This is a genomic window from Natrinema sp. H-ect1, assembly GCF_041821105.1.
Taxonomy (GTDB): domain Archaea; phylum Halobacteriota; class Halobacteria; order Halobacteriales; family Natrialbaceae; genus Natrinema; species Natrinema thermotolerans.
Map to the genome: position 1 here is coordinate 398,117 of NZ_JBGUBA010000003.1, position 15,238 is coordinate 413,354.

Genomic DNA, 15,238 nt, shown 5'->3' on the forward strand with positions numbered 1-15,238 from the left:
AAAGGGTGCAAATTCGGTATATTTATTTGTGGGTAGTAAGCACACGCCACTATGCCAGAGAGTGGATCAGTCGAATTGATCTGGTTATTCGGACCGTTCGTCCTGTACCTAGCGATGCTCGTCATCTACTACGTCTGGGAAGGGAAGCGAGAGAAACGACTCCGTGAGCGCTACGAGGAGGCGAAACATGGCCAGTGAGGGGTTAGCCGGCTCGGCCGGGAGCTGGGTCCTCGGAACGTTCGCCGTCTACCTGCTTGTCCTCCTCGGTATCGGACTGTACTCCTCGCGTCTCATGGATTCCGTCGACGACTACGTCATCGGCGGTCGGAGCGTCGGCCCGGTCGTCACCGGCTTCTCCGAACGCGCCTCCGAGATGAGCGGCTGGCTCACGCTCGGTGTCCCGAGCGACGCGTTCGGGACCGGCGTGATGGCCTTCTACAACGGTCTCGGGATGATCCCCGCCGACCTGTTTGCGTGGGCCGGCATCGCGAAACGCCTCCGGAAGTACACCGAGATCGTGAAGGCAGTTACGTTACCGACCTTCTTCGAGACACGACTGCAGGACGACACCGGCTACGTCAAAGGCGTCTCCGCGTTCGTCCTGATGCTCTTCGAAGGCGGATACGTCGGCGCACAGATCGTCGCCGCCGGGACGTTGCTCGAGGTCCTCACCGGCGTCTCGTCGCTGGTCGGGATCCTCGTCGGCGGCGTCATCGTCGTCGGCTACACCATGCTCGGCGGCTACTTCGCGGTCGCGTGGTCGGACTACGTGCAGGGTGCGATCATTCTGGTCGCGTTCATCATCCTGCCGATCATCGCCTTTACCAACTACGGGCTCCCGTTCGGCGACCTCGCGTCCGTCGGGAGTTCGTACACGAGCGTCACGGCCGGCATGACCGGTTGGGCCGCGATCTTCGGGATCATCAGCTACGCCGCCATCGGGCTCGGCATTCCCGGGAACCCGCACGTGATGGTCCGATTCATGGGGATCGACGAAGTCGAGAACATTCGTCTCGCGGCGCTGGTCGCCCAACTGTTCATGTTCGTCGCCTACATCGGCGCCGGCTTCGTCGGGCTCTATGCGCTGGTCGTCTTCGGGCAGGGCGGCATCGAGGACCCGAACAACGTCATGCCGCTGCTTACGCTCGAGTTCTTCCCCGGTGCGATCGCGGGGATCATCCTTGCGGCCGCTCTCGCCGCGATGATGTCCAGTGCCGACTCGCAGCTGCTGGTCGCGACGAGTGCCATCGTCGAGGACGTCTATCACGGCTACGTCAATCCGGACGCGAGCCAGGAGCGGCTCGTTCGCTACTCCCAGTACGTCACGCTCGGACTCGGCGCAGCCAGCGTCGCGTTTGCGCTCCTCGCACAGAATACGCCGATCTACACGCTCGTCCTCGACTACGCGTGGGGCGGCCTCGGCGCGGCCATCGGACCGACGCTCATCGCGGCCGTGTGGTGGAAACGGGTCACCGCGACGGGCTCCGTCGCGAGCATGATCGTCGGGACCACGACGATGGTCATCTGGACGCAGCTGTCGACCATCCTCGAACTGCTCGGCCTCATGGGGGCCATCGAGGGGTCGCCGTTCCTCACGGGGCTGGTCGGCGTCTACGGGCTCTTCCCCGCGTTCATCCTCTCGACGGCGACACTCATCGTCGTCTCGCTGCTGACGACGCCGCCCGAGGGCGTCGACGATCACTTCGATTCCTTCAACAAACCGCTCTCGTCCCTCTCGAGCGCCGACGATCCGACCGGGACTCCCGACTACGTGACCGACGGCGGTCGCGACGTCGAACCAAAGGCCGTCACGGAAACCGACACCATTCGCGCACACGTGACCGCCAGCGAGTACTGGGACGAGGGTGACGAGTAAATGAGCGACGCGCGCCGACGCTCGGTCGAGCCCGCGACGCTCACGGGCGAGTCGCATGACCGAGCCGCCCTTACCGTCATCGAACCGACGGTGACGCGCGAGGACGTCGACTCGAGCGGTCGCGTCGGTGCCGTCGCGTACCCGTATCGGATCTACGACGCCGTCGCGACGATCGAACGACCACTGCTTTCGGACCGCGACATCGAGTACGTCGTCAGCGTCGACCGCGCTCGCCGGCTCGCCGTCAGGGCCGACGTGTTTCCCGACACCGTCACGGAAACCGTCGACGACGTCCTTCTCCTCCCGTCGGAACTCTCCGACGCGCAGGTCCGAGACAAGGCCGAAGACGCGGTGTTCACGTGGACGCTCCGGAAAGTCGCCGTCGGCTCCGCGCCGGACCTGACCTTCGAACGGTCGGTCGACGCCCACAAACTGTTCTGGATCGCGTCCCGCCCCGACGGGGACGTCATCGTCGATAGCGTCCGCGGCACGGAGATGCCACTGACGGAGTGAGCCGGGACGGGGATCGACTCGGCCGCCGCCCCACGCGGCGCTCGTCTCGAGTCTGCCCGTCTCCACCGACCCTGAGAAGTCGAGATCCGCGTGCTGATTCCGCGTTCCGGTTCGCTTCTTCTTCCTCAAACCCACCATTCTCAATCACATATTGGCATATTGGTGTTATCTGACCGTAGCGAACCAAGCAGCGATACACACCGATCGATCGTGTACCGTCGATGAAGACTACGCTAAGGGCACAAGCGCACCGTAAAACTCTTCTAACGGAGTTTTACTCGGTTTCTCGAGACGGGGACGAAAGTCGGTCGCCACGTCTCGGAACGGAACTCCTATTTTCGCCACTGCTCTCGAGATCTCGGTGGTTCGACGCCGGAAGGCCGGCTTTCTCTCTCGACGCCTGGTCGACTACATCGAGCGATCCCACGTCCGTCGCCGACCGGGGACCTGCGAGCGGTTGACGGCTCTCGAAAATGAACTCAAAATGGTTGGTAAGAGGACGTCTACTCATGCCGACATACTTTCGTGACAGTCGTTCGTCGGTCCGCAGTTCTAGTGTCACTAGGTATCGAACGCAGCCGGTCTCGTTCATGGAGAGCAGTTCCGGGCGATCCGGCCGGTGCCGAAGCGACCCTCGGTTACGCCGGAACGTCTGCTGCCGGCGTCGGCAGATCGTACGTGACGCCGGTCAGTTCGCTCGAGACGCGCCAGAGCCGTCGGGCGGTGTCTTCGTCGTAGGAGCGGTCCGAGGAGGCCTGGCGTTCGGGCGTGCCGCGCATGTTCATCAGGCCGCCAGGGCCGTAGTAGGCTCCGCCCTCGGCTTCGGGCGCGGTGGCGGCATACAGGGTCGGGAGCGCGCCCATCGCGGCCGATTGGGCTGCGACGGTGTTTAGTACCCTCATCGCGGCTTTGCGGAGTCGGCTGCCACTCTGCTCGGGGCCGCGCAGCTGTAACTGGGTGTTCGCGTAGCCGGGATGGACCGCCATGCTCGCCGCGTTCGCGTCGGCGGTGAGCAGCCGGCGCTCGAGTTCGTAGGCGAACAGGACGTTCGCCAACTTCGACTGGGCGTAGGCGTCCCACTTGTCGTAGCCGTCCTCGTGCTGGAGGTCGTCGAAGTCGATCTTGCCGTTCTCGTGGACGCCGCTCGAGACGGTGACGACCCGCGAGTCGGGCTCGGTCTCGAGCCCGAGGTTCTCGAGCAAGAGTCCGGTCAGCGCGAAGTGGCCGAGGTGGTTGACGCCGAACTGGGTCTCGAAGCCGTCGTCGGTCTCCGAGCGGGGGATCGCCATGACTCCGGCGTTGTTGACGAGGACGTCGATCGACTCCTCGAGTCGGGCCGCGAAGTCGCGAACGGACGCGAGATCGCCCAGATCACAGGCCTCGACGCGGAGGTCGGCACCGGGGATGTCCTCGCGAATCCCGTCGGCCGCGTCCGCGCCGCGCTCGGTGCTGCGACAGGCCATGATCACCGTCGCGCCGTTGCGCGCGAGTTCGCGCGTGGCCTCGAGGCCGATGCCGCTGTTCGCGCCGGTGATAACGATCGTCCGTCCGCTTTGGTCGGGGATGTCGTCGGCTGTCCAGCCCATGGGGTCCGTACGGGCCGGCGACCCTAAATGGGTACGCCGACTACCGGCGGTGGCCGCTCTCCGTCGCGGCTCACTCCGGCGAGACGGGCAGGACGACCGAGACCGTCGTTCCCTCGCCGGGTGCGGAGTCGATGGTGATCTCGCCGCCGTGGCGCTCGACGATGCGTTCACACAGCGCGAGCCCGATTCCCGTCCCCTCGTACTCCTCGCGGCCGTGGAGCCGATCGAAGATCGTGAACACGCGGTCGACGTCGTCGGAATCGATCCCGATCCCCTCGTCGCGTACCGCGATCTCCCACTCGTCGCCCCGCCGTTCGGCGTCGACGCGGATCCGGGGCGGCTCGTCGCCGCTGTAGGTCAGCGCGTTCTCGAGCAGGTTCTGGAACACCTGCCGCAACTGACTGGCGTCGGCCTCGAGACGGGGAAGGTCACCGATCGTGACCTCGGCGTCGGTCTCCTCGATCCGGACCTGCAGGTCCGCCAGCACGTCCTCGAGGACCGCGTTCAGGTCCGTCGGCTCGAACGGGTTGCCGTTCGTTTCCACTCGCGAGTACTCGAGGAGGCCGTCGATCATCTCCCGCATCCGCTCGGCGCCGTCGACGGCGTAGGCCAGGAACTCCTCGCCGTCCTCGTCGAAGGCGTCGCCGTAGCGCTGCTCGAGGAGGGTCAGATAGCTCGTGATCATCCGCAGTGGCTCCTGCAGGTCGTGGGAGGCGGCGTAGGCGAACTGCTCTAAGCGTTCGTTGGACTGCTCGAGCTTTCGTTCGTACTCCCGTCGCTCGGTGACGTCCTGGGCCATGACCATGCCCGCGAAGATCTCGCCGTCCTCGTTTCGGACCGGCAGGGTGTGGGCCCGTACGTCCCGGCCGCGGGTCCGATACTCGAACGTGTTTGACTCGCCGTCGAAGACGGCCCGGAAGTGGGGTTCGATCTCCGCGACGAGGTCGTCGGGGTACCGATCGGCGAGGGTCGTCCCGATGACCTCCGACTCCGCGATGCCCAGTTTGTCGAAGGCCTCGCCACCGACGACGAGATACTCGAGGGCCTCGTCGTAGAGGCCGACCGCGCCGTCGGGGAAGTTCTCGACGAGGGTCCGGTACCGTCGCTCGCTCTCCTCGAGTTCCCGTTCCCAGGCTTTCCGTTCGCTGATGTCCCGGGCGACGCCGACGCGGTGCCACGAACTGTCGTCGGTCGGCAACATCGCGAAGCTCGCTTCCATGGGGATCGTGTCGCCGTCAGCCGTTCGAATCGGGGCTTCTATCGTCGGCAACTCGCCGGCCGCTGTGTCGGATTCCAGTTCCCTGGCCCGGTCGATGACCGTCTCGTCGGCGACCAGCGAGACGTGTTCGCCGATGAGATCCGATGGATCGTACCCCAGCATCGCTGCGTACGTCTCGTTGACCATGGTGAAGTAGCCGTCCTCGTCGACGACGTAGACGCCGTCGTTGACCACCTCGACGATGGTCTCGTAGCGCTCGAGGTCGTTTTCGCGTTCGACCTGCTCGGTCACGTCCTGTGCGAAACTGAGCCCGGCGAAGATCTCGCCGTCGGCGTCGCGCAACGGCGTCGCCCAGACGCGCCAGACGCGGCCGCCGACCTCGGTCTGGACGTCGCCGGTCTCGCCCTCGAGGGCCGCCCGGAACAGCGGCTCGAGGTCCGCCACCGCGTGGTCGGGGAAGCGGTCGGGGAGCCGGCTGCCCTCGAGTCGGTCCGCGGCGGGAAGCGTCTCGCCGAGTTCGATACCCTCGGCGAGCGTGTACGTGAGGGCGTGATCGTAGATACCGACGGCCCCGTTGGGGAAGTGCTTGGCCAGCGTCCGGTAGCGTCGTTCCGACTCCTCGAGTCGACGCTGGCGCTCGACCCGGTCGCTGACGTCGCGCCCGATCCCCGCCAGCACCGCGTTCCCCTGGGGGTCCTCGAGCGTCGTGGCGTTGAACTCGAAGGGGACGGTGTCGCCGTCGTTCGTAGCGAGGTTCACTTCGACGCTGACCGACCCCGTCTCGAAACCCTCGCGGATCGCAGCGGCGGCGGTCGTTCGGTCCTCGCCGTCGAAGAAGTCGGTCGGCTCCATCGACGCGATCTCCTCGTCCGGATACCCCGTCACTGCGGTCAGGCTTTCGTTCCAGCGCTGGAGATCGCCGTCCGCGTCGACGACGTAGAACACGTCGTCGATCGCGTCCAGGATCTCGTCGGTGTATTGCTGGTACCGCTCGAGTTGGCGTTCGTACTCGTCGCGCTCGGTGACGTCCTGGGACATGCCGATCGCGGCGGTCGGCTCGCCGCCGTCGTCACGAACCGGGATGACGTGGAAATCGTAGACGCGGCCGTTCGAGGTCGCCTCGAACGAACTGGACTCGCCCTCGAGTGCGGCCTCGTACCGCGGGACGAGTTCGTCGGCCAGCGACTCCGGGATGGCGTCCCGGACCGATTCCCCCTCGATCTCGGCGGCCGTGACGCCGGCGACGGCCGTTGGCTCGCCGCCGACGGTCCGGTACGTGAGGTCCTCGTCGACGAGCGTGACCACGCCGTTGGGGAAGTGATCGACGAGCGTCCGGTAGCGCCGCTTGGACGCCGCAAGGTCGCGCCGCGTGCGGACGTTCTCGACGGCCGGCTCGAGGAGGGCGGCCACGCGGCGGCAGAAGTCGACCGTCGCGTCCGTAGCCGCCGCTCGGTCGGTCGCATACACCGCGAGGACGCCCCATGGATCGTCGTCGGAGCCGATGGGGACGCCGACGGCGCTGGTGATCGACTGTGCGGCGAGTGACTCGGGGAGGACCATCCGTTCGTCGGCCCCCGGATCGTCGGTGACGACCGACTGGTCGGCTCGAAGCGACGCACCCAGATGCGTCTCCGGTCCAGTCGAAACCGTCGCCCCGATCCGATCGGCTTCCCAGCCGATGCTGGCTCTACAAACGCCGGTCTCCCCGTCCGGAAGCGACTCGAGGACGACACAGTACTCGGCTCCGACCGTCTCGGTGACGGTCGCGGCCACGTCGCGAAGGAACCCCTCGGGGTCGTCCGTCTCCAGCGCCCGCCGGCCGAGGTCGGTAACGACCTCCTGTCGTCGAAGCCGCGTCCGGAGTCCGTCAGTGGGCGAAGGCGATTCCATGTTACGCCCACAAGACGGTGTTCGATAAAACGTCTTGGTCGACCGGCTCGAGCGAGTTTACTCGTAGTCGACGGAGACCGACTCGAGGACGACGTCCTCCTGGGGCTGGTCGTTGGCGTCGGTCTCGACGTTTCCGATCTCGTGGACGACGTCCATGCCGTCGGTGACCTTGCCGAACACGGCGTGGCGGTCGTCGAGGTGGGGCTGGGCGTCGAGCGTAATGAAGAACTGCGAGCCGTTGGTGTCGGGCCCGGAGTTGGCCATGCTCAGGATGCCCTCATCGTCGTGGCGTAGTTCGTCGTGGAACTCGTCGTCGAACTGATAGCCGGGACCGCCGCGGCCGGTCTCGGTCGGGTCGCCGCCCTGAATCATGAAGCCCTCGATGACGCGGTGGAAGGCGACGTCGTCGTACAGGGGCTCGCCGTCGATCTCCTCGCCCGTCTCGGGGTCTTCCCAGGTCTTGCCGCCGGTCGCGAGCCCGACGAAGTTGTCGACGGTTCGGGGGGCACGCTCGTCGTAGAGTTCGACCTCGATATCGCCGCGGTTCGTGTGCAGGGTGGCAGTAACGTCTCCCATACCATGCGCGACGGCGGGCCGAGGGAAAACGGTAGTGGTCTCGAGACGGCGGGTACCGATTCCGACGGCGCTGTGACGGTCTCGAACGACGAGGGCCGGCCGCAGTTACATACCGTCGGCCGTGGAACGACCGATATGACTGACGGCGCACACACGGCGGAACGGGTGACGCTCGCGCGGCTCCCGTCGGGCGTGGCACTGACGACCACCGTCCACACCTATCGCGGCGCGGAGCCGGGGCCGACGCTGTACGTGCAGGCGGCCCAGCACGGTCGCGAGATCAACGGCACCGAAGTCCTCCGGCGGTTCCACGAGCGACTTCCCCTCGAGTCGCTGTCCGGAACCGTGATCGCCGTTCCCGTCGCGAACCCGCTAACGTTCGACCGGGTCTCGTATACGACGCCGGAGCAACTCGACAGCGTCCACCCGAACATGAACCGGATCTGGCCGGGCGACGCCGAGGGCAGCCTCCACCAGCGGCTGGCCGCCCGCCTCTGGGAGTACGTCACGGTGGCCGACGCCGTCGTCGACCTCCACACGGGGAGTCCCGACATGCTGCCCCACGTCGTCTATCGCGAGGGCGACGAGCGCTCCCGTGGTCTCGCGGCGGCGTTCGGCACCGATCTCCTGCTGGCCGAGGGGGCCGGCGAAGACGCCCCCGACGAGTGGCATCGACGCGGTTTCGAGGGGAAGCTCCGGGTCGCCGCCGCCGAGGCAGGTATCCCGTCGATCACGCCGGAACTCGCCCACAACAAACAGATCCTCGAAGACGTCGTCGAGACGGGCGTGACGGGGCTGTTGGCCGTCTGTCGCTCCCTCGAGTTGCTCCCCGGCGCGGTCCCCGAGCGCGACCAGCGGATCGCCCGCAACCACCTCGGGCAGGTCTCCGCCGACGCCGCCGGCCTCTTCCGGCCGACGCCCGGGCTCGCCGTCGGCGACGAGATCGCCGAGGGTGAGCCGATCGGGACGGTATACGACCCGACGACCTACGACGCGCTTCAGGAGGCCCGCACGGAACGAGGCGGACTTCTCTATGCGCTCACGCGCGAGGCGACGGTGACCGCGGGCGATCAGCTCGCAAGCGTGGCCATCCCCGCCGAGCGGTGATCGGATCGGCGCTCAACCGTCCACGATAGCCGGGAGCGCCGACAGCGTCTCGATATCGTACGTCGGCGTGACCGAGAGTTCGTCGTCGCGACAGTGCCGGCGACGGACGAACGCGGAGTCGATGCCAGCGCGGTGGGCCGCGATCACGTCGTGTTCGCTGTCGCCGACGTAGAGTGCCGAGTCGGCCTCGAGATCAGCGAGAGCCCGCTCGAGGAAGTGGGGATCCGGCTTCTTCACCTGCAGGCTCTCGATCGTCTTCGGGCGACCGTAATAGGTCTCGAACAGCGAGTCGAGATCGAACGCATCCAGGACGAATTCGATCGTACTGTGGTGGTTATTGCTCACGACGCCTCGGTCCTGTGGAAGGTCCGCGATCGTCGCCACGTCGTCGTATCGGTCTCGAGTACCGTCCCTGAACGCCGCGAACTGGGAGCGTTCGTCGTGGCGTTCGCGGGCTTCCCAGAACGTCGTCGGCTCGAGGTCGTACTCGGCACAGATCTCGTGTAGGACTTCGACGGTCACGCCGCTCACGATGTCGTCGAGGTGATCGGGGGCGACGTCGTCGACGCCCGCTTCCCGAAATGCAGCCTGCGTCGCCTCGAGTTGGGTTTCGGACGCCGGCGGCTCGACGAGTACCCCGTCGCTGTCGAATAGCACTGCGTCGTATCCTGTCACGTGGTTACGCAATTCAGAACGGCGAATTGGGTGTTTCGATTCACCGGCTTGCAGCGGTTCCGAACGACGACACGGGGTCGCCGTACTCACGGAACGCCGTTAGCACGTCGAGAATCCGCCGTCGACGACCAGCCCGTGGCCGCTGACGAACGAGGCCTCGTCGCTGGCAAGAAAGAGGATGGCGTTCGCGATCTCCTCGGGCTCGCCCAGTCGCTTGAGCGGGTAGTCCTCGACCATCTCCGCTCTGGCTACCTCCGGGTCGTCCTGCTGTGCGAGAAAGCCCTCGAGCATCTGTGTCTCGGTGAAGCCGGGGCAGACGGCGTTGGCGCGGATGCCGTAGGGGCCGGCCTCGGCCGCGACCGTCCGAGTCATGTTCAATACGGCGGCCTTGGTCGTCGAGTAGGCCGCCTGCTTGGGGAGCCCGAGAATGCTCGCCAGCGAACCGACGTTGACGATCGAGCCGTGGCCCTGGTCTTTCATGTGGGGCAGCGCGGCCGAACAGCCGTTCCAGACGCCCTTGATGTTGATGTCGATCACGAAGTCCCGGGTCTCGTCGTCGAGGTCCTCGAGGTTCCCGCCGGGATGGCCGGTGCCGGCGTTGTTGACCATGACGTCGATGCCGTACTCCTCGGCCACGGTATCGACGACGTCGTGGAACCCCTCGCTGTCGGTGACGTCGAGTTCGGCGAACTCCGCCTCGCCGCCGGCCGCCTCGATTCGCTCGACGGTCTCCTCGCCGCCCTCGATATCGACGTCCGTGACGATGACGCGTGCCCCTTCCTCGGCACACCGCTTGGCGGTCGACCGACCGATCCCCGACGCCGCGCCTGTGATAACTACTGTCTTGTCTTCGAGTCGCATACCATCCGTATCGGACGGCCGCCACATAAATTCGTTCATAATTTGCCGGCAGTTCTCTGCCGATGTTCATAGGAATCTCCTCTCATGAAAACAGTGTAATCCCTTGCTCGAGTCCGACCGGCCACTCGCGGTGAGTCCGGCCAGTCCCGTCAACAAATACTGGATAGTCGACACCATTCGAAACCACTATTTTATTTATAACTTTGATGGATCGGTCCGCGGCCGCTCGGTTCTCTCCCGGATCGATGCCACAGCGGCTATACGATTCTGCCCGAAAAGCCGTTGTTGACTGTGGGAATACGTACGAACAGTGTGGCGGTAGCGACGAATAGGGGCTGGAACGCCGTCTGAGCCGATTGCCCCGTCTCGTTTCCGAGTAGTCCGGTTAAAGGACTCCATTCGTTCGATTTGGAACTATTTGGAACGACCCACGGACGATACTGGATTTTCGAACCAATCGCTCGAGGAGGAGACATTTATCAGTAAAATAGTATACTTTGTACTCCGTTAGATAGGGTTTCGAACACCACTCGATGGGACCGGCGCCCCGGTCGCTCGTCGGCCGGCGACTGCCTATCGAACGCCGGCGGGGCCGCGGCGACCACCGGCCGACCACCGATGTCCTATTACAACCGTATGGCTGTAAATCTCTTGGGGAACGACCGCTTTTCGTGCCCGTCCACGGTTGCTGGGTTCCAACCGGCGTTCGTCTCGCTCTGTACTGCTGCGTTCGGCCTGACTGAACGGCTACGAGAACATCACGTTCACTTCGATCGTGTTCGCCGTCGACAGCAACCGGTCACGCAGGTCGTTTTCCTCCCACTCGTTCTCGAGGCGGTGTTGTGGGCCGGCGACGGTGACCGCCCCGTAGACGGTGCCGTCGTTACCCAAGATCGGAGCGCCGATCGCGCTGATTCCCCGGAGGTACTCCCCGTTGTTGTACGCGACGCCGTCCTCCCGGATCGCGTCGAGTTCGTCGTAGAGCGTCTCTCGGTCGGTAATCGTGTTTTCGGAAAATGCCGGGAGCCCCCACTGTTCGATCACGTCTTCGACGCGCTCCTCGGGAAAGTGAGCGAGCATCGCCTTGCCGCCGGCCGAACTGTGGAGATAGGTGTGCGTGCCGACATCGATGTCGCTGGTAAAGGAACGGGTCCCCTCGCTGACGTTGATGACCGTCCCGAGCCCGTTCTGGTGTGTCGAACAGAGGACTCGCTCGCCGACCTGCGCCGACAGTTCGTCGATCGGCGCGTCGGCGGCCTCGTACAGCGGCTCGGCGTGTTTGACGTGTTCCCCGAAGGAGAGAAACCGGAGGCTTAGCCGGTATTCGTCGCCGTCCTGGACGACGTATCCCTTCGACCGCAGCGTCGTCAGATGGGCGTGTACCGTACTCTTTGCCACCCCCGTTCGCTCGGTGAGTTCGGTGACGCCGGCCCCTTCGGCCTGCCACAGTGCCTCGAGAATATCGAGGGTCTTCACCACCGCTTCGACCCGATTCCCTCCATCTACGCCCGGTGTTGTCATACACCACGTTCAACGATGGGTGCCAAAACTGTTCCGCTCTGCTGAACGCCGGTTACGGACGAAAAAATCGATTCAACTCCGAACCGACGCGGTTTTGGGCCCGAACCGGCGGATTCACGGCGATCGGCCCACTGCATGTCGACTGAAAACGAGTGTCATGGTAACGTTTATGTAGGGCGTCATGTGACGTAGATTATGGACTTCAGCGAACCGTCCGAAGCCGTCCAGATCAAGAAGGCACTCGACGAGTTCATCGATCAGGAGGTCGCCCCGCTCGAGAACGAGTACGACGAGTTCCTCGGCGCGGACTACGAGAAGGAGATCGTCGACGACGAGCATCGGCAGGTCCCCGAGTACCGCAATATCGTCGAGAAGATCCGCCAGAAATCCGTCGAGGCGGGCTTCTACGGCATGACGATGCCCGAGGAAGTCGGCGGCGGCGATGTCGACATCCTCACTCGCGCCATCGTCGGCGAACACATGTCCAATCGGCCGCCGGGCTTTCACAGCGCCATCTTCGGCGGTGCGGGTGGGCCAACGCCGATCCTGCTGAACTGCGACGAACGCCAGCGCGAGGAGTACCTCGAGCCGCTGATGGACGGCGAGATCACGACCTGTTTCGCGCTGACCGAGCCGGGACACGGCAGCGACGCCCATCACATGGACACCCGCGCCGAGAAGGACGGCGACGAGTGGGTCATCAACGGCCAGAAGGTCTACATCACGAACGCGCCCTACGCCGACTTCGCGATGGTCTTTGCCCGGACCAGCGGCGACGACGGCGATCTCAGCGGGATCACCTGCTTCCTCGTCGACAAGGAGACGCCCGGTTTCGAGGTCGGCAAGATCCACCGCGCCATGGGGATGACGCCCGGGACCCACGCCGAACTCCACTTCGACGACTGCCGCGTCGGCGAGGAGCAGGTGCTGGGCGAGGTCGACGCCGGGTTCCAGTCCGCGATGGACTGGATCGGCGGTGGCCGGATCAATATCGCGGCCGGCGCGGTCGGGACGGCCGAGTTCCTGCTGGACATGTCCCTCGAGTACGCACGCGATCGGGAGACGTTCGGCAAGCCAATCGGCCACCGACAGGGGATCTCCTTCCAGCTGGCCGAACTCGCGACCGACATCGAACAGGTCCGCCAGCTCTACCGCTACGCCGCCTGGAAGATGGACAACGGCGAGCGCGCTCGGAAAGAGGAGTCGATGGCGAAGCTCCGTGGCGCGAAGCTGGCCAACGACGCGGCCGACATCGCGATGCAGGTCCACGGCGGGGCCGGCTTCATGAAGGACCTGCCGATCGAACGCAACTACCGCTCGGCGCGGGTCTTCCGCATCTTCGAGGGGACCGACGAGATCCAGAAACGGACGATCGCTCGCGAACTCATCTGAGATGGGTGAGTCGACGGAGCGGGGCGCAAGCGCCGCCACGGGGCAGGTGTCGCGAATCGACTTCGACATCGAGTGGCCGCCGAAACACGCCGCGGCCTATCTCATCGAGGAACCCGCGCCGATCCTGATCGACACCGGCGACCCCGAAGCGCGCGCCGAGGCGACGATCCGCGACGGGCTGGCGGCGGCGGGGTACGACCTCGAGGACGTCGCTGCGGTGGTCGTCACGCATCCCCACAGCGATCACATCGGGCAGGTCCCGCTGTTGCGCGAGGCCGGTGCGACCGTCTACGCTCCCCGGCCCGTCCTCGAGCAACTCGAGCGCGATCCGGCCGACCTCGCGGCGGGGATCCGCGAGATCGGCCGGTCGGCCGGCTACCACGGCGAGGCCATCGAACGCGAGACCGAACGCGCGAAGTCGTCGCTCGAGCGCAACCGCCGGCTGCTCGAGCCCGAGGCGGCAGTGCCGTTCGCGTTCGACGAGCCGGTCACCGTCGCGGGCCGGGCGTTCGACCCGATCCACACGCCCGGCCACCAGGTTCACCACGCCAGTCTGGCGACCGAGGTCAACGGCGAGCGCGTCCTCTTTTCGGGGGACGCGCTCATCGAACCGTTCCGACCGGGCGCGATCAACGTCGGCCTCGACTACGGTGCCTACGACGCCGTCGACGACTTTCACCGCGCGATGGACCGGCTCGAGGGCCGTGCGATCGATCGGGTCTTCCCCGGGCACGGTCCGGTCTTTACCGACTACGAGGGAGCCATCGAGAGTACGCGGTCGGCCCTGGAGTCGCTCACGGCCGAAACCCTCGAGGCGGTCAGCGCCGTCGGGCCGGCGACGCCCTTAGAGATCACCCGGCATCGCAGCGGCGAGGTTCGGCACCCCGCCCAGTTGCTCGACACGCTCGGGGCGCTCGGCACGCTCGAGGGGCGGGGCAGGATCGAACACGAGGTCCGCGACGGCGCTCGCTACTACTCGTTCAGGAAGGCCTCCCCGTGATCGAGCGGGAGGACGACTCGGTCGGCGATCCCGCCGTAGACCGCCCGCGCCTCCGTGAGTAGTTCTTCGGGCGGCGCTTCGATCGCGAACGTCGACACCATCTCGTCGGTCACGAGGTCGGCCATCTCCTCCCACTCGCCGTCTTTGGAGAGTTCGTGTAACTCCTCGCCGACGGACTTCCAGCCGTGGTGTTCGAGGACGTCGTGATAGGTCCGGGTGCTGCCGTAGAAGGCGATTCGCCGGCGCACCTCCCGGCGGGATCGCTCGCGTTCGTCCTCGGTCTCGCCCGTCACGACGAACGGACTCGCGGAGAGGGCGACGTCCTCGAGGGACCGCTCCCCGCGATCGGCCCCCTCGGCAACGGTCGGCGCGATGACGTCGTCGGTGTAGCCGGGGGTGTTGAAGACGTGCATGTCCAGTCCGTCGCAGAGCTCGCCCGCGAGCCGGATGTTGTACTCGTTGACGCCGGCGATGTAGATCGGGACGTCAGGATGGTCGATCGGCCCCGGATTGAAGTTGTCCGTCATGAGCGAGAACGAGTAGTGGTCGCCCTCGTAGTCGAGGTCTGCCTCGCCCTGGAATACGTCGAAGATGTGCCGCAACGACTCGACGACCTCGCGCAGTCGCGGGCCGGGCGACTCCCAGTCGACGCTGAAGCGGCGTTCGTTGTGGCCTTTGACCTGCGTGCCGAGGCCAAGGACGAACCGGCCGTCGGTGTACTGGGCGAGGTCCCAGGCGGTGTAGGCCAGCGCCATCGGGCTGCGGGTGAACGAGAGTGCGATTCGCGTCCCCTGCTGGATCTCCTCGGTTCGGTTGGCGATCACCGGGTGCGGCAGGAACGCGTCGTTGTCCATCTCGGGCGTCCAGACGCCGTCGAACCCGAGTTCCTCGGCGCGGGCGGCGGCCTCGCCCGAATCGTTCGCCAGCTTCGGTACCATCGCGTCGATGCGAAGGTCTGACATACCCGATGGTCGACGGGTCGACCCTTCAATCTATGGACGGGTGCGGCCGCGAGCGGAGTG

At 65.7% G+C, this 15,238-nt stretch carries 13 protein-coding genes; 6 read left to right on the forward strand and 7 right to left on the reverse strand.

The features are described from left to right. The first annotated feature begins 51 nt into the window (after positions 1–51). From ACERIM_RS10305 to ACERIM_RS10315, 3 genes are read left to right on the forward strand one after another with little or no spacing between them, the layout of a single operon-like run. The gene (locus tag ACERIM_RS10305) at positions 52–198 is read left to right on the forward strand and encodes a hypothetical protein (RefSeq protein WP_373632447.1); all 147 of its coding nucleotides are present in this window, start codon (positions 52–54) and stop codon (positions 196–198) included. After that, the gene (locus tag ACERIM_RS10310) at positions 188–1,876 is read left to right on the forward strand and encodes a sodium/proline symporter (RefSeq protein ID WP_006649830.1); all 1,689 of its coding nucleotides are present in this window, start codon (positions 188–190) and stop codon (positions 1,874–1,876) included. The genes ACERIM_RS10305 and ACERIM_RS10310 overlap by 11 nt, the downstream gene beginning before the upstream one ends. Continuing rightward, positions 1,877–2,389 carry a hypothetical protein gene (locus ACERIM_RS10315; RefSeq protein ID WP_006649831.1) on the forward strand — a complete coding sequence of 171 codons (513 nt, stop codon included), beginning with the start codon at positions 1,877–1,879 and terminating at the stop codon, positions 2,387–2,389. A 638-nt stretch (positions 2,390–3,027) separates the two neighbouring features. On the opposite strand, the gene ACERIM_RS10320 is transcribed toward ACERIM_RS10315, so the two are convergent. The 3 genes from ACERIM_RS10320 to ACERIM_RS10330 form a co-directional block, all read right to left on the reverse strand. After that, a complete protein-coding gene (locus tag ACERIM_RS10320; RefSeq protein ID WP_373632448.1) occupies positions 3,028–3,975 on the reverse strand; it encodes an oxidoreductase in 948 nt (315 codons plus the stop codon). Positions 3,976–4,045: 70 nt separating this feature from the next. Further along, a complete protein-coding gene (locus ACERIM_RS10325; RefSeq protein ID WP_373632449.1) occupies positions 4,046–7,084 on the reverse strand; it encodes a PAS domain S-box protein in 3,039 nt (1,012 codons plus the stop codon). Positions 7,085–7,141: 57 nt separating this feature from the next. Continuing rightward, positions 7,142–7,660, reverse strand: a complete 519-nt coding sequence (locus ACERIM_RS10330) for a peptidylprolyl isomerase (RefSeq protein ID WP_006182813.1) — start codon at positions 7,658–7,660, stop codon at positions 7,142–7,144. Between the two features lie 135 nt (positions 7,661–7,795). Between ACERIM_RS10330 and ACERIM_RS10335 the strand changes: the two genes are divergently transcribed. Beyond that, positions 7,796–8,767: a succinylglutamate desuccinylase/aspartoacylase family protein gene (locus ACERIM_RS10335; RefSeq protein ID WP_373632450.1), complete on the forward strand. Its 972-nt coding sequence runs from the start codon at positions 7,796–7,798 to the stop codon at positions 8,765–8,767. 12 nt (positions 8,768–8,779) lie between these two features. Here ACERIM_RS10335 and ACERIM_RS10340 read toward each other — a convergent pair whose 3' ends face one another. The 3 genes from ACERIM_RS10340 to ACERIM_RS10350 form a co-directional block, all read right to left on the reverse strand. After that, complete coding sequence (locus ACERIM_RS10340) at positions 8,780–9,442, reverse strand: HAD family hydrolase (protein WP_373632452.1); 663 nt, start codon at positions 9,440–9,442, stop codon at positions 8,780–8,782. 99 nt (positions 9,443–9,541) lie between these two features. Continuing rightward, on the reverse strand, positions 9,542–10,303 hold the full coding sequence (locus ACERIM_RS10345) for an SDR family NAD(P)-dependent oxidoreductase (protein WP_373632454.1): 762 nt from the start codon (positions 10,301–10,303) through the stop codon (positions 9,542–9,544). Positions 10,304–11,050: 747 nt separating this feature from the next. Beyond that, complete coding sequence (locus tag ACERIM_RS10350) at positions 11,051–11,824, reverse strand: IclR family transcriptional regulator (protein WP_049965485.1); 774 nt, start codon at positions 11,822–11,824, stop codon at positions 11,051–11,053. Between the two features lie 195 nt (positions 11,825–12,019). Here ACERIM_RS10350 and ACERIM_RS10355 point away from each other — a divergent pair, with 195 nt between their 5' ends. Further along, entirely contained in the window at positions 12,020–13,216 is a 1,197-nt protein-coding gene (locus ACERIM_RS10355) for an acyl-CoA dehydrogenase family protein (protein WP_373632458.1), read from the forward strand. A gap of 1 nt (position 13,217) precedes the next feature. Continuing rightward, complete coding sequence (locus ACERIM_RS10360) at positions 13,218–14,216, forward strand: MBL fold metallo-hydrolase (RefSeq protein WP_373632460.1); 999 nt, start codon at positions 13,218–13,220, stop codon at positions 14,214–14,216. Here ACERIM_RS10360 and ACERIM_RS10365 read toward each other — a convergent pair. After that, positions 14,189–15,178, reverse strand: a complete 990-nt coding sequence (locus ACERIM_RS10365) for a TIGR03617 family F420-dependent LLM class oxidoreductase (RefSeq protein ID WP_373632462.1) — start codon at positions 15,176–15,178, stop codon at positions 14,189–14,191. The genes ACERIM_RS10360 and ACERIM_RS10365 overlap by 28 nt on opposite strands. Positions 15,179–15,238: the final 60 nt, after the last annotated feature.

Bases quoted from the DNA above. Each gene is read 5' to 3' on its own strand.
- ACERIM_RS10330 (WP_006182813.1), bottom strand. From the start codon at position 7,660: ATGGGAGACGTTACTGCCACCCTGCACACGAACCGCGGCGATATCGAG.
- ACERIM_RS10365 (WP_373632462.1), bottom strand. From the start codon at position 15,178: ATGTCAGACCTTCGCATCGACGCGATGGTACCGAAGCTGGCGAACGAT.
- ACERIM_RS10305 (WP_373632447.1), top strand. From the start codon at position 52: ATGCCAGAGAGTGGATCAGTCGAATTGATCTGGTTATTCGGACCGTTC.
- ACERIM_RS10360 (WP_373632460.1), top strand. From the start codon at position 13,218: ATGGGTGAGTCGACGGAGCGGGGCGCAAGCGCCGCCACGGGGCAGGTG.
- ACERIM_RS10320 (WP_373632448.1), bottom strand. From the start codon at position 3,975: ATGGGCTGGACAGCCGACGACATCCCCGACCAAAGCGGACGGACGATC.
- ACERIM_RS10315 (WP_006649831.1), top strand. From the start codon at position 1,877: ATGAGCGACGCGCGCCGACGCTCGGTCGAGCCCGCGACGCTCACGGGC.
- ACERIM_RS10350 (WP_049965485.1), bottom strand. From the start codon at position 11,824: ATGACAACACCGGGCGTAGATGGAGGGAATCGGGTCGAAGCGGTGGTG.
- ACERIM_RS10310 (WP_006649830.1), top strand. From the start codon at position 188: ATGGCCAGTGAGGGGTTAGCCGGCTCGGCCGGGAGCTGGGTCCTCGGA.
- ACERIM_RS10355 (WP_373632458.1), top strand. From the start codon at position 12,020: ATGGACTTCAGCGAACCGTCCGAAGCCGTCCAGATCAAGAAGGCACTC.
- ACERIM_RS10325 (WP_373632449.1), bottom strand. From the start codon at position 7,084: ATGGAATCGCCTTCGCCCACTGACGGACTCCGGACGCGGCTTCGACGA.
- ACERIM_RS10335 (WP_373632450.1), top strand. From the start codon at position 7,796: ATGACTGACGGCGCACACACGGCGGAACGGGTGACGCTCGCGCGGCTC.
- ACERIM_RS10345 (WP_373632454.1), bottom strand. From the start codon at position 10,303: ATGCGACTCGAAGACAAGACAGTAGTTATCACAGGCGCGGCGTCGGGG.